Origin of the sequence: Undibacterium sp. SXout20W (assembly GCF_049340285.1) — a bacterium.
Lineage (GTDB): Bacteria > Pseudomonadota > Gammaproteobacteria > Burkholderiales > Burkholderiaceae_D > Undibacterium.
The window spans coordinates 172863-197629 of the sequence record NZ_JBMPPH010000002.1; the positions used below are offsets into that span (position 1 = coordinate 172863).

Genomic DNA, 24767 nt, shown 5'->3' on the forward strand with positions numbered 1-24767 from the left:
GATTATGCCGTAGGATCAACGAAACGGTTAGAATTTTTGCAGTGTAAGATAGTACGGTTGTCAGTTGAGGCTGATGGGATTCTTTTGTTATCCTAAAGATTGCCCGCTTCAAGCTCCGCTAAGCTCACTTTATTCAATCATGGCGGAGCGATGACAGCCTAGCCATTACTTTTAACAAAGGAAGCAGTGAGATGAGTGACCTTTTGGTACGCAATGCGAATTTGCCTGACGGTAGAAACGGCATCGATATTTTGGTACGCCAAGGGCGGATTGAGCGTATCGACCATCATATACCATTCAACGATATACCAGTCCTTGATGCACATGGTAATTTGCTGACCGCGCCTTTCGTTGATGCCCATTTTCATATGGATGCGGTACTGAGCTACGGTCTGCCACGGGTCAATCAGTCTGGCACGTTACTAGAAGGGATTGCGCTGTGGGGAGAGTTGAAACCGCACCTCACACAGGAGGCGCTGATTGCCAGAGCGATGCAATATTGCGATTGGGCGGTCGCTAAAGGTTTGTTGGCGATTCGTTCTCACGTCGATATCTGTGACGACCGCTTATTAGCAGTCGAGGCGCTGTTGGAGGTCAAGCGCCAGGTTGCACCCTATCTGGATTTGCAGTTGGTGGCATTTCCCCAAGATGGATTGCTGCGCAGTAAGACAGCCTGGACTAATTTACAGCGTGCAATGGCGATGGGGGTAGATGTGGTCGGTGGTATTCCGCACTTTGAAAGAACCATGGCGGATGGCGCTGAATCAATCCGCTTGTTATGTGAGTTTGCCGCTGAGCGGGGTCTGCGGGTTGATATGCATTGTGACGAGTCTGACGATCCTTTGTCACGTCATATCGAAACGCTGGCTTTTCATACCAATAGACTAGGATTGTATGGCAGAGTCGCCGGTTCGCATCTGACATCGATGCATTCCATGGATAATTATTATGTCAGCAAATTGCTGCCATTGATCCGGGAGGCGGGTGTCGCTGCAATTGCAAATCCTTTGATTAATATTACCTTGCAAGGTCGTCACGATACCTATCCCAAGCGTCGCGGTATGACGCGGGTACCGGAAATGATAGCGGCGGGTATTGATGTGGCATTTGGTCATGATTGTGTGATGGATCCCTGGTATAGCCTCGGGTCGGGTGACATGTTAGAAGTTGCCCACATGGGGTTACATGTGGCACAGATGACGGGGCAGGATGCGATGCGCCAGTGTTTCGATGCAATTACAACGACGCCCGCAAGAATCCTGGGATTGGATCAATATGGATTGGCGCCTGGTTGCCACGCTGATTTTGTGATTCTTGACGCAACCGATCCGATTGAAGCGCTGCGTTTGCGCCCGGTCAGGCTGTACGTTATCCGACGCGGCAAAATCATCAGCGAAACGCCGAAACCGTTAGCGAAGCTCAATTTGGCGGGACGTATTACTGAAGTCAATTTCAGAAAATAAAAAATCTCCTGAAAGTTGGATATCCAATAAAAACAAGGCTTACGAAGGGAAATACCTTCGTAAGCCGCATGAAACCTCAGATTTTTTTTGAAACTATCAATTTAGAGTTGCGCAAAGGCTCGCTTGGCTATCGCGATAGTCTCATCAATCACCGCATCGTCGTGTTGAATAGAGACGAAACCTGCTTCAAAAGCCGACGGCGCCAGATACACACCTGCCTCCAACATCAAATGGAAAAATCGATTAAATTTTTCTTTGTCGCTGGCCATCATTTCTGCATACGAACTTGGTACCTCAGCGGCAAAATAGAGGCCAAACATGCCGCCGACAGCATCGGCACAGAAAGTGACGCCAGCTTCTTTTGCGGCAGCACTTAATCCATCGACCAGTTTGCGTGTTTGTGCCGTCAATTTTTCATAGAAGCCCGCTTCTTGAATAATTTTTAACGTCGTCATACCAGCGGCGACTGCCACTGGATTGCCAGATAAAGTACCGGCTTGATACACGCCCCCTAACGGCGCCATATGCCCCATCAAATCTGCACGGCCGCCAAATGCAGCCACTGGTAAGCCCCCACCAATGACTTTGCCCATACAAATGATATCTGCTTGCACCTGATATAAGGCTTGTGCACCGTGCAGGCCAACCCGGAAACCACACATCACTTCGTCGAAAATAAGTACGCTGTTATGTGCCGTGCAAAGACGGCGCATGGTTTCTAAGAAAGCTGGCGTAGCGCGAATCAGATTCATATTGCCAGCGACGGGCTCTACGATGACGCAAGCGATCTGATCACCGATGGATTTAAATACCTCTTCGAGTTGCTCGCAGTTATTGTAATCAAGTACTAAGGTATGTTTGCTGAAGTCTTCCGGTACCCCTGCCGAGGTCGGATTGCCAAAAGTTAACAGACCACTTCCGGCTTTGACTAACAAGGAATCAGCGTGACCGTGGTAACAGCCTTCAAATTTAATAATTTTGTCGCGTTTCGTCGCGCCTCGGGCGAGGCGCAATGCACTCATGGTCGCTTCCGTGCCGCTTGAAACCAGGCGTACTTGTTCTACGCCAGGTACGAGCTTGCAAATTTCTTCAGCCATCAGGATCTCGCCTTCGGTCGGCGCACCAAAACTGAGGCCGCGTGCTGCAGCCGTCTGCACCGCACTTACGACTTCAGGATGCGCATGGCCGACAATCGCAGGGCCCCAGGAGCCAATGTAATCGATATAGCGGCGCTCTTCTGCATCCCAGAAATAAGGTCCTTGGGCCCGGGTGATAAAACGCGGTGTGCCACCCACCGAGCGAAACGCACGTACCGGAGAATTGACGCCGCCGGGTGTCGTTTTTTGAGCGCGGTTAAATAATGCTTCGTTATTATTCGTCATAGTGTGCGATCTGATCAGGGAAGTTTGAGGTTGATTGAGGTAGTGATCGGGGATGTTTTGCAGCAATTGGGTCAATTGGAGTAATTGGAGCAATTGGAGCAATTGGAACAACGATGTGGTTTGTATTGTACAAACTGCCGATAGGATTCATATGATTCACATCAAGTGATTAGGTTGCGACGCAGCAAAGTGTTCATTAAATTTACCTTGCGCATCGCTTGAATTTTTATTCTTCCTTTGCCCAGAAAAAACGATCTGGTATGAGTTTCCCCATACCTAATTGCTGTGCATGAGCAATCGCTGCATGGGTAAATTCTTGTGCTTCGAGTACTGCTTCAGGTACTTCTAATCCATTGGCCATTAATGCAGCGATCGCGGCGGATAATGTACTGCCAGCGCCAGCATGTGAACCAGGAAGGCGCGGCCAGATGTCCCTGCGAACGATGCCAGCTTCATTAAATAAGGTATTGGCGACCTCGCCATTGGCGCAGGGAGTGCCGGTGACTAGCACATATTCACAACCAGAATCGATCAACGTCATCGCGTCGGCGGTTAAGTCTTCGGCGTCATTATTTTCTTTCCAGGTTTCAGCCAATCTGGAAAGTTCAACGGCAGAAATCAATAATAACGTTGCTTGGGGGATAAGTAATTCGCGTATTGCCAAAGTTAAATCTTCAGCATCCGCAATTTGCTCAGTGACCGCGCTATTAAAAGGATCAAGAATCAGCGGCATCTCAGGATAATCAGAGACAATTTCCGCAATAGTTGTTGCGTTGTCGACACTGCCAACTTGCCCGATTTTGAAGGTGACAACGGCCATGTCTTCAAGTATTGTCCGTGCTTGCTCATCCACCAGATCGGCTTCAAGTGGGTGGATGCTATCGACTTGCGCCGTGTCGCCTGTGAGGATCGCAGTAACGATCGGCAAACCGTGGCAACCCATGGCAGCAAATGAGGCGAGGTCGGCGTATAGACCAGTGGCAGTCACAGGGTCTGAGGCACCGAAACTAAGAATAAGCGGAGAAATTTGGTTTTGCACGTTGGGTAGATTAATATAGCCAGCTTAAATAAATTCGTATTAGCTCAAATGTTGAGATGTTTTTTAAATTTCATACGTTAGTTCTAATATTTTACTTGATTGAAGGGTTTTAGTCGTGAGCGATAACATAGGTAGTCAGCAGGAATTTGCAACATGGATGTGTTTAATTTGTGGATGGGTCTATGATGAGGAGGCCGGTTTGCCCGATGAGGGAATTCCCGCAGGCACGCGTTGGCAAGATGTTCCTATGAATTGGACTTGCCCTGAGTGCGGCGCCCGTAAAGAAGATTTTGAAATGGTTGTGATTTAACCGCGTATTTACATTTTTTTGGATGTATTAAATGTTTATTCAAGGAAAATAGGCGCCAATACAAATTTTTTTGCTAGAGTGCTAGATTGAGACAATTCTGTTGAAAAGAGATGATTTTATGTCAATAGCGACAGGCAGCGAAACCCTGAAAATCATGGTGATTGACGATAGCAGTACTATCCGTCGATCTGCCGAGATATTTCTTGGACAAGCCGGTTATAAGATCGTGTTGGCCGAAGATGGTTTTGATGCCCTGGCGAAGATCAATGATTCTCATCCAGATTTGATTTTTTGCGACATTTTGATGCCGCGTCTCGATGGTTATCAAACCTGTGCGCTGATAAAAAAAAGTGCGAAATTTCGTAATACCCCTGTCATCATGCTCTCATCAAAGGATGGCTTGTTTGACAGAGCACGTGGTGCCATGGTCGGTTCAGATGAATATCTGACTAAACCATTTACAAAAGATAGTCTGCTGAAAACTGTGCGGAATTACACTTCCGAAGAGCATAGTAAATAGTTCAGTTTTATGTGAGATAGGAAGAAGATGGCTATTCAGAAAATTTTAGTGGTAGACGACTCCCCGACGGAACGTTATTTTTTAACGGATGTATTGGTGAAGAATGGTTTTTCCGTATCGACGGCGGAGAGCGGCGAAGAAGCATTAACCAAAATTAAAGCCGATAAACCACAATTGATTTTGATGGACGTCGTGATGCCGGGTCAAAACGGCTTTCAAATTACACGCGCAATTGCCAAAGATCCGGAAACACAAGACGTACCAGTGATCATTTGCACCAGCAAAAATCAAGAGACCGATAAAATCTGGGGACTACGTCAAGGGGCGCGTGATTACCTGGTCAAGCCCATCGATCCGCAAGAGCTGTTAGCAAAAATCGCTGCGCTCGGTTAATCCTACACAACGGTCTTGGCTGACAGCACAGACCGAGCTGACCGAGATGACAGAACTGATCGATGAGTAAGCGTGCCCATTTAAACATCCCCGGATGCCCACATGACCCAGAATTTGAGTGACCCTGTTGCGTCTGATCAGGCGTCGAGTAGACCCGATAGCGGTGTACGACGTACCCGATTGCGCGAATTTCAGGCGCAGTTGGTTGAACGTATGCAAGCGGCTCAGCGCGGTGATTTTACTCAGGTCAACCAATTGGGCATCATGGTTGGGCAAGTACGTTATCTGCTCGAGTTGCGTGAAGCGGGTGAGATCGTCAGCGCGGGATTATTGACCACCGTTCCATTGACGAAAGAATGGTATGTCGGTTTGTCGAATATCCGCGGTAATCTGACAAGTGTCGTTGATTTGCCCCGTTTTCAAGGAGGTGAACTTACACCCCTCGATCATGGCTGTCGGATCGTCGCGTTTGCGCCAGCATTAGCATTTAACAGCGGTTTGTTGGTATCCCAGGTTCTTGGTCTGCGTAATATCGCCGATATGGAAGAGATATCCGCACAGGAAGGGGGCCAGATGCCCGCATGGTTGCCACTGCAGTATCGTGATAATGAAGGCAATATCTGGCACAAACTCAGCCTTGCTACGTTGGTTCAGGATCAGGATTTTTTGCAGATCGGGTTATAGTCAATATAGGCATTGCAGTAAATCTGGTGGATGTAGAAAGTGTCGTTGTGATTCAAATAATACTGGAAGCATGTCAATCGTTTTAGGAGACTTAGTAATGGAATTTAAGCTACCGCTCGCGTCCAACGGGAAAGAAGATCCGGAAATTGACGGAGCAGAAGTTGCGCCAAGGTCGTTCGGTAATGCTGATTCATCTGAAGTTGAAGAAGCGAGCAACGTCAAAATGCTGACTCCTGAGCTGCCAGTAACGACGACCACCCCGAACTGGGAACATGTCAGCGAACCGCAAGATCAGCGGGCGGATGCGACATTCATCGGTGATGCCTTGGAAAAAGGCGGTGATATTCACTTACCATTCATCGGTAAAATGTCGTTGCAGAAGCAAATGCGTGTGCTGTCGATGACGATGGGTTCTGCATTGCTGGCAGGTGCGTTTTTTGTCTGGCTCAATGCGAGCCAATCTTCGCTGGTTTCTACCCAGGTACAGATTTCCGGTGACATGCTGATGCATTCTCAGCGGATTGGTAAAGCAGCACCAAATGCGATTCAAGGTAACGTCGAAGCGTTTAAGCAACTGGAAGACAGTCGCAAAGAAATCAATTCCGATCTGAATATTCTGCTCAAGGGTGGTAATTACCAAGGTCGTAACGTTGATAAAGCAAGCTCTGCTCTTGAGGCGGTGCTAAAAGACACCTCAAAAACCTGGCAAAATTCAAATAAGGCGGCAGAAACCATTTTGGCACGTCGTGCTGAATTGACTGGTTTCGGTCAGACTTTGCAAAAATTGAATACCTTATCGCCAGTTCTACTTGAATTGACTGAGCAAATCTCGACCTTAAAAGTACAAGGCGGTGGTTCAGCACGTGAAATTTCTGCTTCTGGTCAGTTAGTTATGTTGACTCAGCGTTTGGGTCGTAGTGCGAATGAGTTTTTGACTTCTGAAGGCGTTAATCCAGAAACCGCATTCTTGCTCGGTAAAGATACCAACACCTTCCGCGACCTGGTGGATGGTTTCTTGAAGGGCAGCGATGTGTTGCGCCTCGCTGCGACCAAAGATGCAGATACCCGTGAAAAACTCGAAGAATTGCAAAAATCATTTGAAGAATATCGTGGATCGGTGTCCAGTATTCTGGGCAATCTGCAGAATTTTATTGCCGCGAAACAATCTGAACAATTGGTGTTTAATGAAAACGAAGATTTAAAAACCAAGTTCGCCAAGCTGCAAAAAACGTACACCGAACAACAAGATTCGATCAGCTTTTCTTTCTGGTTATTGTTGCTGTCAGGCGCTGTTGCTTTGCTGGCTGCGGTTGGTATCGCATTAGTCCTGCTGCAGGATAGTCGTAATCGCGCCAAAGAGGCGAATGAGCGTCGACAAGAAGCTGGCGCACAAATGCTGCAAGCCCAAAAGCAAGAAGAAGAAGCGAAAGCCGCCAACGATCAGAATCAGGCTGCGATTTTGCGTCTGATGAATGAATTGCAGGAAGTGGCTGATGGTGACTTGACAGTGCAGGCGACGGTTTCTGAAGATATTACCGGCGCGATCGCCGATTCCGTTAACTACACCGTGGAAGAGTTGCGTGGACTGGTTGGCCGGGTTACCAAAACGGCGGAACAAGTGACTTCAGCATCCAATGATGCGCAGGGTATTTCCAATAATCTTCTGCAAGCGTCCGAGCAACAATCACGTGAAATTACAGATGCCGGTCAAATCGTTTTGACGATGGCAGCTGAAATTACCGACGTCTCACGTTCTGCGAACGAATCCGCGGAAGTGGCGCGTCAGTCGGTTGCTGCGGCAGAGCAAGGAGCGCATGCGGTGGAAGACGCGATCAAGGGTATGAATGAAATTCGCGAACAAATTCAAGAAACGTCCAAACGAATTAAGCGACTCGGTGAATCATCACAAGAGATTGGTGAGATCACTGAACTGATTTCTGACATTACCGAACAAACGAACGTGCTGGCGTTGAATGCCGCGATTCAGGCGGCGTCTGCTGGCGAAGCGGGACGCGGATTCTCGGTGGTTGCGGAAGAGGTGCAGCGATTGGCGGAACGTTCAGCAGAGGCGACCAAACAGATTGGTGCATTGGTTCGTACGATTCAGACGGATACCCATGATGCGGTAGCTGCGATGGAAAAATCAACCCAGGGTGTGGTTGAGGGTGCCCGATTGTCAGACGCGGCAGGGTCAGCGTTGTCGGATATTCGTAGCGTTTCTAACCGTCTTGCAGAATTGATTCAAGGGATTTCTTTGGCGACGGAACAGCAAGCGACATCTGCGAACGGCGTGGCGCAAAACATTCAGCACATTTTGACGATCACAGAGCAAACGCAAAACGGTACGCAACAAACGGCTGATTCTATTAGACAGTTGTCATTGTTGGCGGAGGAATTGAAAAACTCCGTTTCACGTTTCCGGGTGGCGGCCTGATTTTTTCAGTCTTTGGAACCAGGTATTCTGGTTTCATCCTATGTCGAGACGATGAAACTGATTTCATCGTCTCTTGAGTTTGCGGAGCACGCATGACATCCGATTTTTCAAATTCGTCACATCTGTCTCAGGATCAGTTTGATACTGGACCGCTTTCCTGGGTCATGGCGGAAGTACGAGAAGCAGTAAGTAATGCCGGCAAGATGCTCAAAGAGGCACTTGAGCAAGACCCTGAAACCAGATCGACAACGATCCTTCACGCAAAGAGCTATTTGCATCAGGCACATGGAGCATTGCAGATTGTTGATATCGATGGTGTTTCTAATGTTACGGAAACCATAGAAGAACTATTAGAACGACTGCAAACGGCGCAGTTAGAAATGAATGCAGCGAATGTTGACGTGATTCTTGACGCGTTTCATGCTGTCTTACGGTATCTCGAAGATTTATTGTCTGGTGCTACGCATCAACCAGTGCGATTATTCCCCTATTACCGCGCCTTGCTGGAGTTGAAAGGCGCTGAACGTATTCATCCTGCCGATTTATTTTTCCCGGCATTGTCGGCGCAGAGCAAAGTTCCTGCATTAGCCGTGACACCAGCCAAAGCCCCGGCATCCTATACTGACTTACGCCAACAGTTTGAAAAGCTGCTCCTGACCTTATTAACGAGCAAAGATCAACAACAGCAACAAACTGCCGCGCGAGCAATGCGAGATGTCGTTCACAGTATCGACCTCGCGCAAACTAACCCACAAGCGAAGGCGTTTTGGGTTGTGATGTGTGCTTTTGTTGAAGCTTTTGCCGAAGGCAATATTGATAATCAACAATATGCTAAACAAATATTTGGACGGATTAATTTGCAAATTCGACGGTTGGTCGAAGGTGTAACAGCGATCCCTGAACGATTGTTACGAGATGCCTTATTCTTCCTGGCTCAGGCGCGCGCATCGACGCCGATAGTAGAAAGTATTCGCCATGCGTATCAGTTAGAAAACAAAGTGCCAGCTGATTATGATCAAAAGCACTATAGTCAGATAGCAGCAGGCGTGCAGAGCACGGCCAAAGAACAATTAGCTGCGGTCAAAAATTTGTGGGGGCGTATTGCTAACGGCGAGAATGCTCTAGCCGACAAGTTTTCGCAAAAAATGAAGGACTTGGCCGATACAGGCGCTGGCCTCAATGCCCCTGCATTATCCAAGCTCTTACGAGAATTGAGCGGCATCGCACGTCATGTCGTACATTCGGCTGACCGCGAAAAATTGGGCATCGAATTGGCCACCAGTTTATTGTTCGTGGAAACAACTCTGGATCAAATTACTCGCTTGCCGGCACATTTTTCTGAGAGGGCGGATGAAATCACAGCGCGGTTGTTGTCGATCGTGTCAGGCGAAGAGCCGCAGTCACAAACTGCGTGGATGGGCGAAATTTCACGCGAGGCGCAACAACGCCAGACCATGGGTGTCTTGGTCAGCGAAATGCAAGCCAGTCTGCGGCAGGTGGAAAAAAATCTTGATGAATATTTCAGAGATCCGGCTCAACATGGTTCATTAAAAGCGGTGAACGATGTTTTGCATCAGATCGGCGGGGCACTGGCAATTTTGGATCAGGATGATGCGATGCAGGCCGTTGAGCAGACGCGCGACACGATTACGAAATTTGCTGAACCTATCGATGAGAATAATCAAAGCTTAAAAGCTGAACGCCACGCTGAACATCAAAAAGTCGCACAAAATATCGGCGCTTTAAGCTTCTTTATTGAAACTTTACAAGCGCAACCGGACGCCGCGAGGAAAAAATTTAGTTTTGAGGCAGATACGGGTATTTTTCGCTCTAATCTGCTTGAGGCTACGGCACAAAAAGACATATTACCTCATGCAGAAGAAGCATTTGATGTCGCCCATGGTAGCCATACTTCGGTTGAGGAAGTACAGTCCTCCCCACTGATTACGGCAGAGCAAGAACTGCTACATCAACAGCAAGAGTCGGCACGGCTGGCCGTTTCTCTTTCTGAAAATCCAGACAATACAGATATTCAAACAAGACTTAAAGATTCCCTGGAATCTGAACGCTCGGTTGCAACGTTGCTGGATGATCAAAGCGCCAGTGAGCGCGCAAAAATGGCGATTGAATTGCTGGATAAATCGATGTCCGAGCAAACTTCTGAAAATCTGCAAGACATCATTGCGGCCACCAGTTCTGCACCTGATCATCAGGCGCCACTCGCGCATGTGAATTTGCCTCAGAGTGATGAGGCGATTGATGCCGAGTTACTAGACATATTTCTGACTGAAGCCGAAGAGGTACTGGCCTTTGTGCAGGAAACCTTGCCTTTATCAAAACGCGATATAGAAAATCAGGATTATCTGACGAGTTTGCGACGTTCCTTCCATACTTTGAAGGGCAGCAGCCGGATGGTTGGGTTGAACGTGTTTGGCGAAACCGCATGGAATGTGGAACAGGTGATGAATTTGTGGTTGTCGGAATCGCGTTCTGGCACAGAAACCTTATATGCTTTGCTCGACCACACTGCCAAAGAAATGGCTTTGTGGGTTGAAGAGCTAAAACAGCACGGTCATTCATCACGTAACGGCAGTGCAATTATTGCCGCTGCAGAGCGCGTAAAAGCGGGGCAGGATTTACATGATGTTCCTGTGGAGCAGGCATCTTCTCACCCTGAATTAACAAAATCGACAGAATCCACAGAATTCACGCCTATTGAATTGACGCATGTCTTTGGTCAAAGCGATGAATTATTACCTCCAATTGAAACGAACGGCCGCGTTTTAGATGACAACGCCATAAGCGACCTCGGTCTGGATAATTTAAGCTTTGATGTGAATGAACAGGCCGTTGTAACACCAAATGAGGCGGCATCGGAGGCGCGCGTTGAACCCGTCGAACTACAGGCTACAGATTTCCCGGTCTCTTCGCCTTTGGTGACAGAATCAGATGTCGTATTCCATGATGATACGGCCGAAAATAGCTTGTCCGAAGCATTGACCCTGTCCCCAAGCGATGAAAATCTCAGCAAAGAAGCAGAATTTGCTTTGCCTGAATCGGAAGAATTTAGCGTCGATTTATCACCAACGCCCAGTATGGATGAGTTACTTGCGGCTGCATTGGGAACAACAGCGAGCGCTGCCAACAGCGTTCCTGACTTAAGTTCCGCACCACAAGCAAGTGCGAATGTACCAGAAGATGTGGAGACTCTATCTGGCATTGCAGAATCACATGTCCTGTCTGAATCTGTCACCGACGTTCCGGCTGCCAGCCAGATCAGCGAGCCAGAGTCTGCGCAAGAATCTGCACAAGAATCTGCACTAGAGCCTGCTTTTCAGTCTGCTTCTCAGTCTGCTCAGGAGAAAATCGGCAATGACAATGTTCTGGAATTGGTGAATACAGCAAAAATCTTGGAATTCCCTGATTTAATCAAGCCAGTTCCTAGTCCAACGATTGATGACAACATTAAACGTATCGGTGATCTTGAAATTAGTTTGCCTTTGTATTCGATCTACATGGCAGAAACTGATGAAATCGTGCGTTTCTTGTCGCAGGATTTTGCAGAATGGCGTCACGAACCACATCGCAATGTGACGACCCATGCAATCCATGCCAGTCACACTTTAGCCGGTAGCTCGGCGACAGTGGGACTGAAACCATTGCAAGAATTAGCGCATAGTTTAGAGCTCGTTTTACAACGTTTGGAACGACATCCTGTTGTTTTGACTTCAACTGAGTTTGATACCCTCGAGCATGCCCTTGATGTCGCCAAACGCATGTTGCAAAAATTTGCGCTGTCTGAATTGGCTGAATTTGTGCCCGATGAAGTACGGCGATTAGAGGTCTTGTTGCAAGATGTGATTGGCCGCTCTGATGCAGGTGCTGATGAAGAATTTATCACCTCCACCAATGAAAAATTGGATTTGAATGATTGGATAGCTGACGCCGAAAACATCCATGATGCTGCGCCAAGCCAGGCTGCAACGACTCTGATGTCGCAGATCGATCATCATGGTTCTGCCATTAACGATGAGCTGGATCATGATCTCTTACCCGTCTTTTTGGAAGAAGGTCACGATTTATTACCAATGGTAGGGCAGTTGTTGCGGAGTTGGCAGGAACAACCTGGCGATATCGCCATACCGCAATCGATCGCGCGCTTGATGCATACCATCAAGGGCAGTGCCCGGATGGCAGGAGCGATGGGCTTGGGGCAACATATCCATGACATGGAAACGCGTATCGAGAGTCTGATGCATGCCGGCAGTCTGGTCCGTCAACCATTGTTAGAAGATCTGTTAGCGCGTCATGATCACAGCATGTTGTTGTTTGATCGCTTGCAGCATCCAGACGCTCATAGCGCGGCCAGCGCGACCAGCCTCATTACCGAATCACTCACCGCGGCGCAAGAGCTTGACCAATTCCAGGAAGACTTAGCCGCAAAAGAAAAAGATGGCTCTGCAGTCACCAATGCGATGGCGAGTCCGCAGTCTTCAGAAACGCTCGTGAATTCGAACGCGGCACAGAAAACCGCCATTTTGTCGCCTGCAACGGCCGCGACGCCACCTGTTCCGGCCGCCCCAGTGCCTCTGGTCCGGGTGCGCGCGGACGTTTTGGATCGCTTGGTTAACCAGGCTGGTGAGGTTTCGATTTCTCGTTCCCGGCTTGAAAATGAAGTAACAACGTTGCGCTCGTCCTTAAGTGAGTTGACGGAGAATGTGACCCGTTTGCGCGATCAGCTACGTGAAGTTGAAATTCAGGCGGAAACACAGATTACCTCGCGCATGGCGCATTCCGCAGATCGTGAGTTTGATCCACTAGAATTCGACCGCTTTACGCGCTTACAAGAATTGACGCGCATGATGGCCGAAAGTGTCAGTGACGTGGCAACCGTACAGACTAATTTAAACCGCACCATCGATGGTGCGGCGACGAATTTGCACACCCAGGCACGCCTGACGAGGGAGTTACAGCAAGATTTGATGCGGGTGCGGATGATCCCGTTTGCCAGCGTTTCGGAACGTTTGTATCGTGTTGCCCGACAAACAGCCAAAGAAGTCGATAAACGCGTGAATCTGGATATTCGCGGTACTAACGTTGAGATGGATAGGGGTGTTCTGGAAAAAATGGTCGGGCCGTTTGAACATCTGTTGCGTAACGCCATTGTGCATGGCATTGAATCACGCGAGGCCCGTCGTCAGCTTGGTAAAGACGAAACAGGCGAATTGCTGATCGAAGTGCGCCAGGAAGGAAATGAAGTCGTTATTCGTTTCAATGATGATGGCCAAGGTCTGAACTTAAACGTGATCCGCGAAAAAGCGCAGTCCTCAGGTTTGTTGCTTTCTGATGAAACCGTGAGCGATGTTGAAACTGCCAACCTGATTTTTGAACCAGGTTTCTCGACAGTAAGCGAGGTTACTGAGTTAGCAGGCCGTGGCGTAGGGATGGACGTGGTGCGTTCAGAAGCAGCGTCCTTGGGCGGCCGTGTTGAAGTCGCAACGGCTGCAGGAAAAGGCGCTGAATTTACAATTCACTTGCCGCTTACCCTGGCAGTGACGCAGGTGGTTTTGCTGAGTTCTGGTGGCCGAACATTTGCCGTACCGTCGGTGTTGGTCGAGCAAGTACAGCATTTGAAATCAAATGCCTTGGCCAATGCATATAACGATGGCGCAATCATGTGGCAAGAGCAGCGTGTGAGGATGCATTATTTGTCGTCCTTGTTAGGCTATCGTGATGCGATACCAACTGCACAGCAATACACACCGCTGTTGATTATGAAGAGTGGTACTGATCGCGTGGCTATTCATGTTGACGATATCGTCGGCAACCGTGAGGTGGTCGTAAAAAATATCGGCCCACAGCTATCACGGATGATAGGGATTGCTGGCGCTACCGTACTTGGGTCAGGTGATATTGTCTTGATTATTAACCCTGTACCGTTAGCGCAGCGGGTCGAACATGAACATGCCCGTTTGCCGCAACCTGGTGTAGAAACAAGGAATGTTGGTGCAGTGGCCGATATCCATGAGACACAATATCAGGAAAAAAGTCATACGGAAGCTGTGCAAGGATTGCGTACCCAGCACAGTGTGATGGTGGTGGATGACTCATTGACAGTTCGTCGCGTCACGCAACGTTTACTGGTACGTGAAGGCTATCAAGTCATTTTGGCGAAAGATGGTATTGATGCGCTGGAACAATTGCAGTCAGTCACGCCGGATATCATGTTGGTGGATATTGAAATGCCCCGCATGGATGGTTTCGATTTGACCCGCAACGTGCGTAGTGATGCCCGCACTAGCCATATTCCTATTATCATGATTACGTCGCGGACCGCAGACAAACATCGTAACTATGCTAAAGAATTGGGCGTAAATGAGTATTTCGGTAAGCCTTATCGTGAGGATGATTTATTGGCAGCGATTCGGCACTTTATTGAATCAGATCACGACGTCGTTGTTTGATATTTCGTTTTCATTCATCAAAAAAAGCAGGGGATCCTGCTTTTTTTGGGTGTACCCCCCCCACACATACAACGATATCAATTTACTCAGCGTCGACATCGGCCTTCTTGACCACTGCATAGCGTGCGAGCGTCGCTTTACGTGCAGCATCATGCTCAACAATCGGATGCGGATAATTCTGACCCAGCTTCACACCTGCTTGTTGCAATAATAACGGTGCGGCTTTCCATGGCGCATGAATTGAACGGTGATCCAATTTGTTTAATTGCGGTAGATAGCGACGAATAAATTTACCCTCAGCATCAAATTTTTCAGATTGGGTAATAGGATTAAAAATCCGGAAATACGGTTGTGCATCGCATCCTGACGACGCCGCCCATTGCCAGCCGCCATTGTTTGCGGATAAATCAAAATCATTCAATTTTTCGGCAAAATAGGCCTCGCCACGCCGCCAGTCGATACCGAGATCTTTGATTAAAAAGCATGCAGTTACCATGCGGAGACGATTATGCATATAACCGGTCTGGTTCAATTGCAGCATCGCTGCATCGACCAGGGGATAGCCAGTTTTACCCTCACACCAGGCCAGGAAATGGGTATCTGCCTCAGTCCCTTGTTCCCATTGGATCGCATCGTAGGCCGCTTTAAATGCCGCTTTTTCGACGCGAGGGTGATGATGCAAAATCATAAAATAAAAATCACGCCAAATCAGTTCGTTCAACCAGATCTGCGCACCAGGATGTGCTTCTGTACGAATATGTTGCATCGCAGTGCGCACCAGATGGCGCACAGACACCGTACCAAAACGTAAATGTACCGATAAATACGAAGGTCCTTTTACCGCAGGAAAATCGCGGGTTACATCATAGTCTTTCATACGGTGGACAAAATCATCGAATAATTGTTTGCCCCCCGACATGCCTGCGGGGAGATTGATGTCATTCGATTGCGCATCACCAAACCCCATCACCTCTAAACTTGGCGCTGCAGATGACATGGCGCGCAAGCGAGTGGCATACTTTTCTACTGGATAGGCGCGAGAATAAAAGTCATCTGTCTGCGCATAAAACTTTTTAAGCCAGGCGTTTTTATAGGGAGTGAATACCGAAAATGGTGTATTCGACAAAGACAATACCTCCTCTTTCTCAAAAACAACCTGATCCTTAAAACTAAAAAAATCACACGACATTTTATGTAATGCCGATGCCACCTGATGATCCCTGGCGATTGCGGCAGGCTCGTAATCATGATTGACAAAAACGGCATGAATCTTGAGTTCAGCGGCCAATTGTGGAATTTCGGTAGCGGCATCGCCGTAGCGGATAATCAGACCACCACCAAGTTGCTCCAACGATTGTTGCAGTTCGAGCACGCTGTCATAGATAAATTTCACTCGTCTGTCATTGGCAGGTAAATGATCAAGGATGGCTTTGTCAAAAATAAATACGCCGACGACTGCCTCACTTTGTCGCAATGCGTGATACAGCGCCGCATGATCAAAGCTGCGCAAATCACGTCTGAACCAAACTAAAGAGAGGGGAATGTCGGAAACGATTTTGCTCATAAAATTCAGAAGGTAAATACGGGTGGATTTGCAAAGGATGCTAAAACGATGAATTTATTTAAGACATCACTATTTGACTTTTGATCTTGGCATGATCTGCCACCGCTATTTTAACTCGCCTGCAGAATCGAGTTATGCGCAGCGCCAGATTCGCCATGCCTTGAGTGTCCGCCTCACAGTGAATCCGCGTAAAAGGTATATTGTCGCCCTCGCGCAATCGCTGTCGTGCTCAGAAAGCGAAGTGGTGGTAGCTCGACCAGGGGTAAATTACTTATTGTTAATATTGTATTAATGCAATAATGCAATAATGCAATAATGCAATAATGCAATAATGCAATAATGCAATTATACAAGGCCTTACGATGCCACACATCATGGATATTGGTGCGATTATTGCAATAAAAGCAAAATTTTCCAACTTTGTATAGCTCGAAAAAACACGCTAAAAATGCTAGAATACGAGAATGGTGAAGCAAATAAAATCCCCTCAAACAGACTCCAGCGATAACAAGCCAGGGTCTTCAATGGCAATCTCCGATACAGACGAATCTCAGGCTGTTGGCCATCATTTGGCAACTGAACTTAATCTGACGAACCATTTTTTGATCGCAATGCCTTCGATTCAGGATCCTGTTTTTGGCGGTGCGGTTGTGTTTGTGTGTGAACACAGTCCGCGCGGTGCGATGGGGATCGTGATTAATCGACCTACCGATATGACGGTGGCAGGTTTATTTGACCGCATTGATCTGAAACTCGAAAACATTCCCGATTCACACCCATTAGGTAAGCATCCTGTGATGTTTGGCGGTCCGGTGCAGGATGATCGTGGTTTTGTGTTGCATGCCCCGGTTGGGAAATACACATCTTCACTCCAGGTGACCGATGATATTGCCTTCACAACCTCGCGCGATGTACTGGAAGCAATTGCTGCCGGTGACGGTCCTGAGCGGGTATTGATGAGCGTTGGGTATGCCGGTTGGGGGGCAGGCCAATTAGAGAAAGAAATGCTCGGCAATAGTTGGTTGACGGTACCGGCAGATCCAGAAATCGTTTTTGCCTTACCTCTTGAAGAACGTTTTAATGCGGCGATCAAACTGCTAGGTATTGATCCGCTGATGCTCGCATCGACTGCGGGGCACGCCTGATGCAGAATCCCGTGCTAGCCAATTCAGCAGAAGGGACGATTCTTGCATTTGATTTTGGTTTAAAGCGTATTGGGGTTGCTGTTGGTAATACCTTTCTCAGACAAGCTGAACCACTCGTGATTATTCACGCGGCGACCAACGATGGCAAATTTGCCGAAGTAGCGGCACTGATTGAAAATTGGCAACCCGTTTTATGCGTTGTCGGCTTGCCTATGCATCCAGATGGCGAAGCGAATGAAATGACGCAACGCTGTAAGCGGTTTGCCAATCAATTGCAAGGTCGTTTTCAATTACCTGCGGTCTTGGTCGATGAACGTTATTCGTCGGCGGTACTGAACGGCCAACGTGGTGAATATATCGATGACGACGCTGCGGCGCTGATTCTGCAACAATATTTTGATGAGACTCCATGACTACTCTTGCTACGACACTGGATGCTGAAGCACTGTATCAGCAGTTATTGAACCAGATAAAAAAACATGTTGCCACAAACAGTCAGCCATTGGCGATCGTTGGCATTTATTCTGGCGGCGCGTGGATTGCGGAACGCCTGGTTCGCGATCTTGGCGTGGGAGCGAACGCTGGTCAGATCGATGTGTCTTTTTATCGCGATGATTATGCAGCGAAGGGCTTACATGCCGAGGTGAAGCCGACGCATATTCCTTTTGCTGTTGATGGCGCGCATATACTCCTGGTCGATGATGTTTTATATACCGGTCGCACCACCCGGGCCGCTATTAATGAATTATTCGACTATGGTCGACCGGCACGCATCATGCTTGCTGCGCTGGTTGATCGTGGTGGTCGTGAACTGCCTATTGCCGCCGATTTTGTCGCCCATGTCGCCCCATTTGAACCCGCTATCTCTATCAATCTGCAACGTGCAGAAGATGGCACACTGAGCTTTTCTATTGATCATGCATAATCCACAACTCAATAAACACGGCGAGCTACAACATCTGCTGACAATTGAAGGTTTGCCCAAATCGATTATCAATCACATTCTTGATACAGCATCATCGTTTGTCAGTCTCAGCGACAGGGAAGTTAAAAAAGTGCCGCTAATGCGTGGTAAGAGCGTGTTCAATCTGTTTTTTGAAAATTCTACGCGTACTCGTACGACCTTTGAAATCGCCTCCAAGCGTTTATCTGCTGACGTGATTAATCTCAATATTGCCGCCTCTAGTACCAGCAAAGGGGAGTCTTTGCTTGACACCATCGATAATTTGGCGGCGATGCATGCGGATATGTTCGTGGTACGACATGCGACGTCGGGGGCGCCATTTCTGATCGCTAAGCATCTCAATGATACGAAGCAACACCATGTTCACGTCGTGAATGCAGGCGATGGTCGACATGCACATCCTACCCAGGGTTTGCTCGATATGTACACCATCCGACATTACAAAAAAGACTTTACTAATCTGACGGTGGCCATTGTCGGTGACGTCTTACATAGTCGCGTGGCGCGTTCGGATATTCATGCTCTGACGACGTTGGGCGTGCCTGAAGTGCGCGTCATCGGCCCACGCACCTTGTTGCCAGGCGGGTTGGAGCAAATGGGAGTACGGGTCTTTACGGATATGAATGAAGGCTTGAAAGGCGTTGACGTCATCATCATGTTGCGTTTGCAAAATGAGCGTATGAGCGGCGCCTTACTACCGTCAGCGCAGGAATATTTCAAAAGCTATGGCCTGACACCTGAACGTTTGGCACTGGCACACCCGGACGCGATTGTGATGCATCCTGGTCCGATGAATCGCGGTGTTGAAATTGATTCCGCTGTCGCCGATGGTCCGCAAGCAGTGATACTGCCGCAGGTCACATTTGGTATCGCGGTGCGGATGTCGGTGATGAGCATCGTTGCTGGTAATAGCGGTGGAGATGCTTGAAAACATCGGCAAACGGAGCAATAAAAATGCCTGATTGTGATGCTGTACGAGGAATATAGAACATGAAAATACAGATTAAAAATGGTCGAGTCATTGATCCAGCCAGTGGCTTTGATGGTGTGCAAGACTTGTTCATTGCGGATGGGAAAATTCAGGGATTGGGTCGTGCGCCAGAAGGATTTACTGCAGAGCAGGTGATTGATGCCAGCGGCTTAGTTGTGGCACCTGGCTTTGTCGATCTGAGCGCGCGTTTGCGTGAACCAGGTTTTGAATATAAAGCGACCTTAGAGTCAGAGTTGCAAGCAGCCATGCGTGGCGGTGTAACTAGTCTGGTTTGTCCACCTGATACTGATCCGGTGCTGGATGAAGCAGGTCTGGTTGAAATGTTGAAGCAACGTGCACGGACGCAACATAAAGCCCACGTTTATCCGCTCGGTGCCTTAACCGTTGGACTCAAAGGTGAGTCGTTGACAGAAATGGCCGCCTTGACAGATGCTGGCTGTATCGGCTTTTCGCAAGCGGAAGAAACCATCGCTGATACCAACACTTTGCAGCGGGCACTACAGTATGCAGCGACATTTGGCTACACGGTATGGCTACGTCCACAAGATGCCTATATAGGCAAAGGCGGCATTGCCCATAGCGGTCCATTGGCATCCCGTTTGGGTTTGTCGGGTGTGCCAGTGATGGCAGAAACGATTGCCTTACACACCCTTTTTGAGCTCATGCGTGCGACGGGTGCAAAAGTGCATTTATGCCGGATTTCTTCGGCAGCTGGTTTAGAGTTGGTGCGACAAGCGAAGAAAGAAGGGCTTCCATTGACTTGCGATGTTGGCGCCCATCATGTGCACTTGACTGATGCAGATATCGGGTTCTTTGATTCGAATGCCAGAATGACGCCGCCATTGCGTAGTCAACGCGATCGTGATGCGATTAAAGCGGCATTGTCTGATCAGACGATCGATGCAATTTGTTCTGATCATACGCCGGTCGATGATGATGAGAAATTATTGCCATTTGCAGAAGCTTCCGCTGGCGCAACGGGTCTTGAACTGCTTTTGTCATTGGCTTTGAAATGGGCAGAAGATAGTCGTGGTGATGTGTCCTTGACGCAAGCATTAGCGACGATCACACATCAGGCAGCGGACGTCGCTGGTATCAATGGCGGTCGTCTTGCTGTCGGTCAGGCCGCTGACTTGTGCCTATTTAATCTGGACGAGCGCTGGAAAGTCGAAGCTAAAGCGTTGGTCAGCCAAGGAAAACATACCTTGTTTTTGGGCTATGAATTGCCAGGTGTTGTGAAGTTGACGATGGTGTCTGGTCGCGTTGCGTTTAGTACTTTGCTGTAATCGTTGGTGCTTTCTGGTTTAATTTTAGTGTCGAATTGCTGGTTCTTGGGTTGCTCTATGTTTGCATCATGGTTCCATCATGTTTCCATGATATTTCCATAATATTTGCATGGTATTTGCATGATATTTAGTTGGCTGAACAATCTCTGTTCCATCATCGTTAAAGTTTCGGGAAGTTTCGGGAAGTTTCGGGAAGTTTCGGGAAGTTTCAGGAAGCTTCAAAAGGCTTAAAAAGCGGGAGTATAGGTTTCAATAGCCTGACTCCCCTTTATTTTGTTATGACATATTCATTTATTTATTGATACTCAGTACGAGTATCTGGTGAGCTCAGCATGCTTTTTTGGTCTTTTTTTCGTGTGTTTCTTCATTTGTTGTCGGGGTTGGCGACGTGTATTGTCGTATTCCCGTTTGTCAGTGCCGAGCAACAACAGCAAAGAGTGCGGCGCTGGTCGGCGCAATTACTGGCGATTTGTACGGTTGATGTCCGGTTTATTGATTCAAGTCAGGGAGCGATAGCAGAGCGCGCATTAATTGTTTCCAATCACGTTTCGTGGTTAGATATTTTTGTCATTAATACGGTGCACCCTTGCCACTTTGTTGCGAAGTCAGATATTCGGCAGTGGCCTTTGATTGGTTTCTTGTGTGAAAAAGCCGGAACCATTTTTTTAGCCAGAGGTAAACAGCGTGAAGTACGCCGCATCTACGAAGGCTTGGTACATCAAATTGCTGACGGCAAACGCATTGCTTTTTTTCCAGAAGGAACAACCGCAGCGCAAGGAAAATTATTGCCATTTCATGCGAATTTATTTGAAGCGGCAATCGAAGCTAAAGTGCCTGTGCAGCCTTTCGTTGTTCGCTATGTTGATAGTCACGGTGCATTCCATCCAGCCGCCGATTTTATTGGTGACATGACATTTGCTGAAAGTATGGCCATCATTTTAAAGGCACCACGGATGACGGCAGAGTTAATTCGCTTACCCGCAATCGCCACGGAAGGTGCTCATCGACGTGAAGTAGCACAACAAGCCAGAGCAGCAGTGCTACAAGAACTCGGCATCAGTGATCACTGAACAATTACCGCACTGGCTTTCGGAACAAATTTTGATGGGTTGAATGCGAGATTGGCGTGACGCAGGTTTAACCCTGCTGACACATTGTTCACGCCATTTCTGGTTGATCGAGGACATCCGCTGAGGTCAGTAAAGCCTGTACCGCCCGTTCAAACAAAGGCTCGGCTTCTAAAAAACGCACCCTTCCATGGGCGATCATTCGTCGAAACATGCGTACACTCACCAGCGATGGTTTGTCATGTCCTTCCAGACGCAATACCAGATTGCGCAATTGTGGATCGACCCAACTGAGTTTTCCTGCACTCGGTTTGAAGCCTAAGTGCAATTCTAAACTGACACCTGTCCGCAATCGTTCTTTAATGATTTCTGGTGTGACATTCATACTATTGAAAGCTGACTTTGCGGTGGGTGGATCAGATTCTGCCGCTAATTCCTGATCGCAAATTTGATCCAGCATTTCCACTTGAAGATCGAGTTCGCGAATAGCTTTGTCGAGTATTTTTTGAATCTCCGGTTTGTCCGCATCGTTGAGAAGTTGCTCGTGTGGCGTGTCGGCGGGATAGACGAAAGGCTGAAAGTGCTGATGAATCGATGGCAAGGACAAAGTACGACCTGCTGCATTGTTTTGTGCAGTGCGTAATGCCGCCGTGTGGGCATCGACGAGCCAGTCCAGTAAGGTCTTTTGATATTCCTGATCAGATTGAATTAATGCCAGCGCTTCGCGGATCGTGCTGAGAATAATTGGCAACAAAGCGAATAATTGCGTGCGATCATCGCCTGCCGCTTTTGGCACGATACTCCACAGCAGGTCAGGCACCAGTAACCGGTAGCGAATACCACGTCGTATATCGTCACGCTCGACCATTTCTATGGCCGATACCCAGTTATTTTCCAGGAATTCACGCAAAAACGGATTGATCGTGAGTTTTTGCAGCACGGCTTGCAGTTGCGCTGAGATATGTACGATCCGTAAGGTACGATTTTGTACTTCTTCGACCGCTTCAACGGTTTCTTCCGTCTGTTTATCGCTATGACGCAGCTCGCGTGCAATGAAAGCATCGAATTCGTCGAGCATGCGAGTGAAAAGCTGGGAGGTTTCACTTTCGTCTTCGAGCAGCGTTTCAACGATACGACAAATTTCCTTCGTGATATGAACGCCACTCGGGTCAATCTGTTTCAAACCTAAGGAGATAGAACCTACGCGGTTAATCAGTAAGCGTGCGGGATGGCCTTTTTGTGTCAGCAGACTTTGGTCACGCAGCGCAATTTTTAATACGAGAAACTGTAATCGTCCGAGTTGCGCGCGAATTTCTGCTGGTACCTGATTGTCTGACAAAATAAATTCAAACAGCATGGCGACTACGTCGATGGTCATTTGCTCATCGACATCGTCGGTCATGTCAGAAAGTTGGGCGCGTTGCTCAAGAATCAGATTGCGAATCCGACCCAGCTGGTCAAACATTTGCTCCGCGGCCGCGGTATGAGTTCTTTGCAATTGCTGGACAGACTGGACGATTCCTGATCCTGAATAGCGTGGCATCTCTTGAAATTCACCAGAAGCCGGCGTCGTCGATTGCTGCGCTGTTTCTTGCCCTGCTTGATGTGATGATGTTAATGCATTATCAACGTCAACACGCATGTCTACCGTGCCAGTCTCGCCCTCATTGATTGGATTGTCTGACGGCATCTCATTTGCCTCAGCGCTGGATACTGATTGTTCATGCGAAGCGGTGTTACGTGAGGTCGTAGCGAGACTAGATCCGCTAAAGACTTGTCGGAGTACTTTGCCTATCGATTGATGTTGCGCCAACCATTTAAATTGCGTACTTGCGGTTGCGTCAGTTGAGCGTGGCATCGCTTCTGAATCACGCAAGGTGCCATGCTGATCGACAGACGAGATGCCATTGGCGATGACCTCTGCTTGAATGTCTTCAGAAAAATTTTGTGACTCCGCCTGATTTTTCGCTATGGCAGCTTGATCACGATCGATGGCGCCACCGATGCCGGAGGCGATGTGACGAACTGCATCAAATAATTGTTCAACGCGATTTTTTGGCTGATCGGAAGAAATATCTCTGGCGGCAGTATCGTAAATTTTACCGCCAATTTCTGCAAAACCAGATATCGGCTTTTTCTGTCCGTTACGGTATGAGCGAACTCGTGCTTGTGCACGCTGAAAGGTACTGGGTGACCATGTCGCGACGAGGTCATTGTCCGTGCCAGCATCTTCGTCCCCTACATTACTATCGGATGCCCCTGGCGTTGCGATGTTCGTTTTTTTGAGTTTAAACTGAAGTTCAGCGGCTACGCCATGTGATGCCAGACTATCATTTACGGCTTCATATATTTTAAAAACATGCTGCGAAAAGTCTTCTGCAATCTGGGTTTGTAAAATGTTGCACAGGTCGCGTTCAAGTTTTAAATCTTCTAAGGTATTGGCGATACATCGTGCCAGTAGATAAGGGCGAAAAGGGTTTTCTCGCTCTTTAATATTATCCTGTGCAAAAAGAATCGCAATCCGTATATTTAAGTCACGAATCTGATCACCGGCCTCAATGCGGAATTTTTCAGTGATCTCGTTCAACAGTAACTCATCATCAAATACGCTGGCATCGACCAGCGACAAGTTACTACTTTTAATGCTTAATGCAGATACCGGACGAAATTTATTGTAAGTTGTCTGAAAACTCCGTGTGAGCAAGGCATCCATGCTCAGGTCCATCTGATCGGTCAGTTCTTTTGTTCTGCGCAGCAAACTGCAGGCGTGCAAATATTGTCCTTGTTCTGTATAAGAATAAGTACTTTCAGCTTTTTTAAATAGAGCTTCAATGGATTGTGGAAGGGCTTGCGCTAAGGACGCTAAGAACGCCTTTTGAAATTCCATACGGATGATTGGCAAAAGTTCATTCGGGTCCATGCTTATCCCTTAAGGGCCTGGTACATAGTGTGAAAACGCTCTTACTTGTGCATTTGTAAATTAATTCGATAGTATATGCGGATTTTTGCTGTAAAAACGTCAACACTAATATTTTTAACAATTTTAATCACGTTTACTTTA

At 47.9% G+C, this 24767-nt stretch carries 17 protein-coding genes; 13 read left to right on the forward strand and 4 right to left on the reverse strand.

Translation table 11 applies throughout. The features are described from left to right. Positions 1 to 191 precede the first annotated feature (191 nt). Entirely contained in the window at positions 192 to 1463 is a 1272-nt protein-coding gene (locus tag ACO0K1_RS02425) for an amidohydrolase family protein (RefSeq protein ID WP_423022316.1), read from the forward strand. Positions 1464 to 1564: 101 nt separating this feature from the next. Here the strand turns inward: ACO0K1_RS02425 and hemL are convergent, their stop codons facing one another. Both hemL and thiD read right to left on the reverse strand, forming a co-directional pair. Next, complete coding sequence (gene hemL, locus ACO0K1_RS02430; RefSeq protein ID WP_423022318.1) at positions 1565 to 2845, reverse strand: glutamate-1-semialdehyde 2,1-aminomutase; 1281 nt, start codon at positions 2843 to 2845, stop codon at positions 1565 to 1567. A gap of 226 nt (positions 2846 to 3071) precedes the next feature. Then, positions 3072 to 3884, reverse strand: a complete 813-nt coding sequence (gene thiD / locus ACO0K1_RS02435) for a bifunctional hydroxymethylpyrimidine kinase/phosphomethylpyrimidine kinase (RefSeq protein ID WP_423022320.1) — start codon at positions 3882 to 3884, stop codon at positions 3072 to 3074. A 157-nt stretch (positions 3885 to 4041) separates the two neighbouring features. On the opposite strand from thiD, the gene ACO0K1_RS02440 reads away from it, so the two are divergent. The 6 genes from ACO0K1_RS02440 (at position 4042) to ACO0K1_RS02465 (ending at position 14689) form a co-directional block, all read left to right on the forward strand. Then, positions 4042 to 4194 carry a rubredoxin gene (locus ACO0K1_RS02440; RefSeq protein ID WP_423022387.1) on the forward strand — a complete coding sequence of 51 codons (153 nt, stop codon included), beginning with the start codon at positions 4042 to 4044 and terminating at the stop codon, positions 4192 to 4194. A gap of 118 nt (positions 4195 to 4312) precedes the next feature. Then, on the forward strand, positions 4313 to 4714 hold the full coding sequence (locus ACO0K1_RS02445) for a response regulator (RefSeq protein ID WP_423022322.1): 402 nt from the start codon (positions 4313 to 4315) through the stop codon (positions 4712 to 4714). A 27-nt stretch (positions 4715 to 4741) separates the two neighbouring features. Then, positions 4742 to 5107: a response regulator transcription factor gene (locus tag ACO0K1_RS02450; RefSeq protein ID WP_423014649.1), complete on the forward strand. Its 366-nt coding sequence runs from the start codon at positions 4742 to 4744 to the stop codon at positions 5105 to 5107. Positions 5108 to 5209: 102 nt separating this feature from the next. Next, complete coding sequence (locus tag ACO0K1_RS02455) at positions 5210 to 5791, forward strand: chemotaxis protein CheW (protein WP_423022324.1); 582 nt, start codon at positions 5210 to 5212, stop codon at positions 5789 to 5791. 97 nt (positions 5792 to 5888) lie between these two features. Beyond that, positions 5889 to 8225 carry a methyl-accepting chemotaxis protein gene (locus tag ACO0K1_RS02460; protein ID WP_423022326.1) on the forward strand — a complete coding sequence of 779 codons (2337 nt, stop codon included), beginning with the start codon at positions 5889 to 5891 and terminating at the stop codon, positions 8223 to 8225. A 92-nt stretch (positions 8226 to 8317) separates the two neighbouring features. After that, entirely contained in the window at positions 8318 to 14689 is a 6372-nt protein-coding gene (locus tag ACO0K1_RS02465) for an Hpt domain-containing protein (protein ID WP_423022328.1), read from the forward strand. A gap of 82 nt (positions 14690 to 14771) precedes the next feature. On the opposite strand, the gene ACO0K1_RS02470 is transcribed toward ACO0K1_RS02465, so the two are convergent. Beyond that, positions 14772 to 16253, reverse strand: a complete 1482-nt coding sequence (locus tag ACO0K1_RS02470; RefSeq protein WP_423022330.1) for a cryptochrome/photolyase family protein — start codon at positions 16251 to 16253, stop codon at positions 14772 to 14774. Positions 16254 to 16777: 524 nt separating this feature from the next. Between ACO0K1_RS02470 and ACO0K1_RS02475 the strand changes: the two genes are divergently transcribed. The 6 genes from ACO0K1_RS02475 (at position 16778) to ACO0K1_RS02500 (ending at position 21709) form a co-directional block, all read left to right on the forward strand. Next, positions 16778 to 17398, forward strand: coding sequence for a YqgE/AlgH family protein (locus ACO0K1_RS02475; protein ID WP_423022332.1), 621 nt, complete (start codon positions 16778 to 16780; stop codon positions 17396 to 17398). A gap of 11 nt (positions 17399 to 17409) precedes the next feature. Beyond that, complete coding sequence (gene ruvX / locus ACO0K1_RS02480; protein WP_423022334.1) at positions 17410 to 17811, forward strand: Holliday junction resolvase RuvX; 402 nt, start codon at positions 17410 to 17412, stop codon at positions 17809 to 17811. Beyond that, the gene (pyrR, locus tag ACO0K1_RS02485; RefSeq protein ID WP_423022336.1) at positions 17808 to 18323 is read left to right on the forward strand and encodes a bifunctional pyr operon transcriptional regulator/uracil phosphoribosyltransferase PyrR; all 516 of its coding nucleotides are present in this window, start codon (positions 17808 to 17810) and stop codon (positions 18321 to 18323) included. The genes ruvX and pyrR overlap by 4 nt, the downstream gene beginning before the upstream one ends. Next, a complete protein-coding gene (locus ACO0K1_RS02490) occupies positions 18316 to 19290 on the forward strand; it encodes an aspartate carbamoyltransferase catalytic subunit (RefSeq protein ID WP_423022338.1) in 975 nt (324 codons plus the stop codon). Before pyrR ends, ACO0K1_RS02490 begins: the two co-directional genes overlap by 8 nt. A gap of 62 nt (positions 19291 to 19352) precedes the next feature. After that, entirely contained in the window at positions 19353 to 20639 is a 1287-nt protein-coding gene (locus tag ACO0K1_RS02495; RefSeq protein ID WP_423022340.1) for a dihydroorotase, read from the forward strand. Between the two features lie 332 nt (positions 20640 to 20971). Beyond that, a complete protein-coding gene (locus tag ACO0K1_RS02500) occupies positions 20972 to 21709 on the forward strand; it encodes a lysophospholipid acyltransferase family protein (RefSeq protein ID WP_423022342.1) in 738 nt (245 codons plus the stop codon). Between the two features lie 88 nt (positions 21710 to 21797). Here ACO0K1_RS02500 and ACO0K1_RS02505 read toward each other — a convergent pair whose 3' ends face one another. After that, on the reverse strand, positions 21798 to 24626 hold the full coding sequence (locus tag ACO0K1_RS02505) for a DUF1631 family protein (RefSeq protein WP_423022344.1): 2829 nt from the start codon (positions 24624 to 24626) through the stop codon (positions 21798 to 21800). Positions 24627 to 24767 lie beyond the last annotated feature (141 nt).

Excerpts from the sequence above, each read along its gene's own strand:
- ACO0K1_RS02475 (WP_423022332.1), top strand. The coding sequence starts at position 16,778 with ATGGCAATCTCCGATACAGACGAATCTCAGGCTGTTGGCCATCATTTG.
- ACO0K1_RS02455 (WP_423022324.1), top strand. The coding sequence starts at position 5,210 with ATGACCCAGAATTTGAGTGACCCTGTTGCGTCTGATCAGGCGTCGAGT.
- ACO0K1_RS02445 (WP_423022322.1), top strand. The coding sequence starts at position 4,313 with ATGTCAATAGCGACAGGCAGCGAAACCCTGAAAATCATGGTGATTGAC.
- ACO0K1_RS02495 (WP_423022340.1), top strand. The coding sequence starts at position 19,353 with ATGAAAATACAGATTAAAAATGGTCGAGTCATTGATCCAGCCAGTGGC.
- ACO0K1_RS02505 (WP_423022344.1), bottom strand. The coding sequence starts at position 24,626 with ATGGACCCGAATGAACTTTTGCCAATCATCCGTATGGAATTTCAAAAG.
- ACO0K1_RS02425 (WP_423022316.1), top strand. The coding sequence starts at position 192 with ATGAGTGACCTTTTGGTACGCAATGCGAATTTGCCTGACGGTAGAAAC.
- ACO0K1_RS02440 (WP_423022387.1), top strand. The coding sequence starts at position 4,042 with ATGTGTTTAATTTGTGGATGGGTCTATGATGAGGAGGCCGGTTTGCCC.
- ACO0K1_RS02500 (WP_423022342.1), top strand. The coding sequence starts at position 20,972 with ATGCTTTTTTGGTCTTTTTTTCGTGTGTTTCTTCATTTGTTGTCGGGG.
- hemL (WP_423022318.1), bottom strand. The coding sequence starts at position 2,845 with ATGACGAATAATAACGAAGCATTATTTAACCGCGCTCAAAAAACGACA.
- ACO0K1_RS02470 (WP_423022330.1), bottom strand. The coding sequence starts at position 16,253 with ATGAGCAAAATCGTTTCCGACATTCCCCTCTCTTTAGTTTGGTTCAGA.
- ACO0K1_RS02465 (WP_423022328.1), top strand. The coding sequence starts at position 8,318 with ATGACATCCGATTTTTCAAATTCGTCACATCTGTCTCAGGATCAGTTT.
- pyrR (WP_423022336.1), top strand. The coding sequence starts at position 17,808 with ATGACTACTCTTGCTACGACACTGGATGCTGAAGCACTGTATCAGCAG.
- ACO0K1_RS02450 (WP_423014649.1), top strand. The coding sequence starts at position 4,742 with ATGGCTATTCAGAAAATTTTAGTGGTAGACGACTCCCCGACGGAACGT.
- ACO0K1_RS02460 (WP_423022326.1), top strand. The coding sequence starts at position 5,889 with ATGGAATTTAAGCTACCGCTCGCGTCCAACGGGAAAGAAGATCCGGAA.
- ACO0K1_RS02490 (WP_423022338.1), top strand. The coding sequence starts at position 18,316 with ATGCATAATCCACAACTCAATAAACACGGCGAGCTACAACATCTGCTG.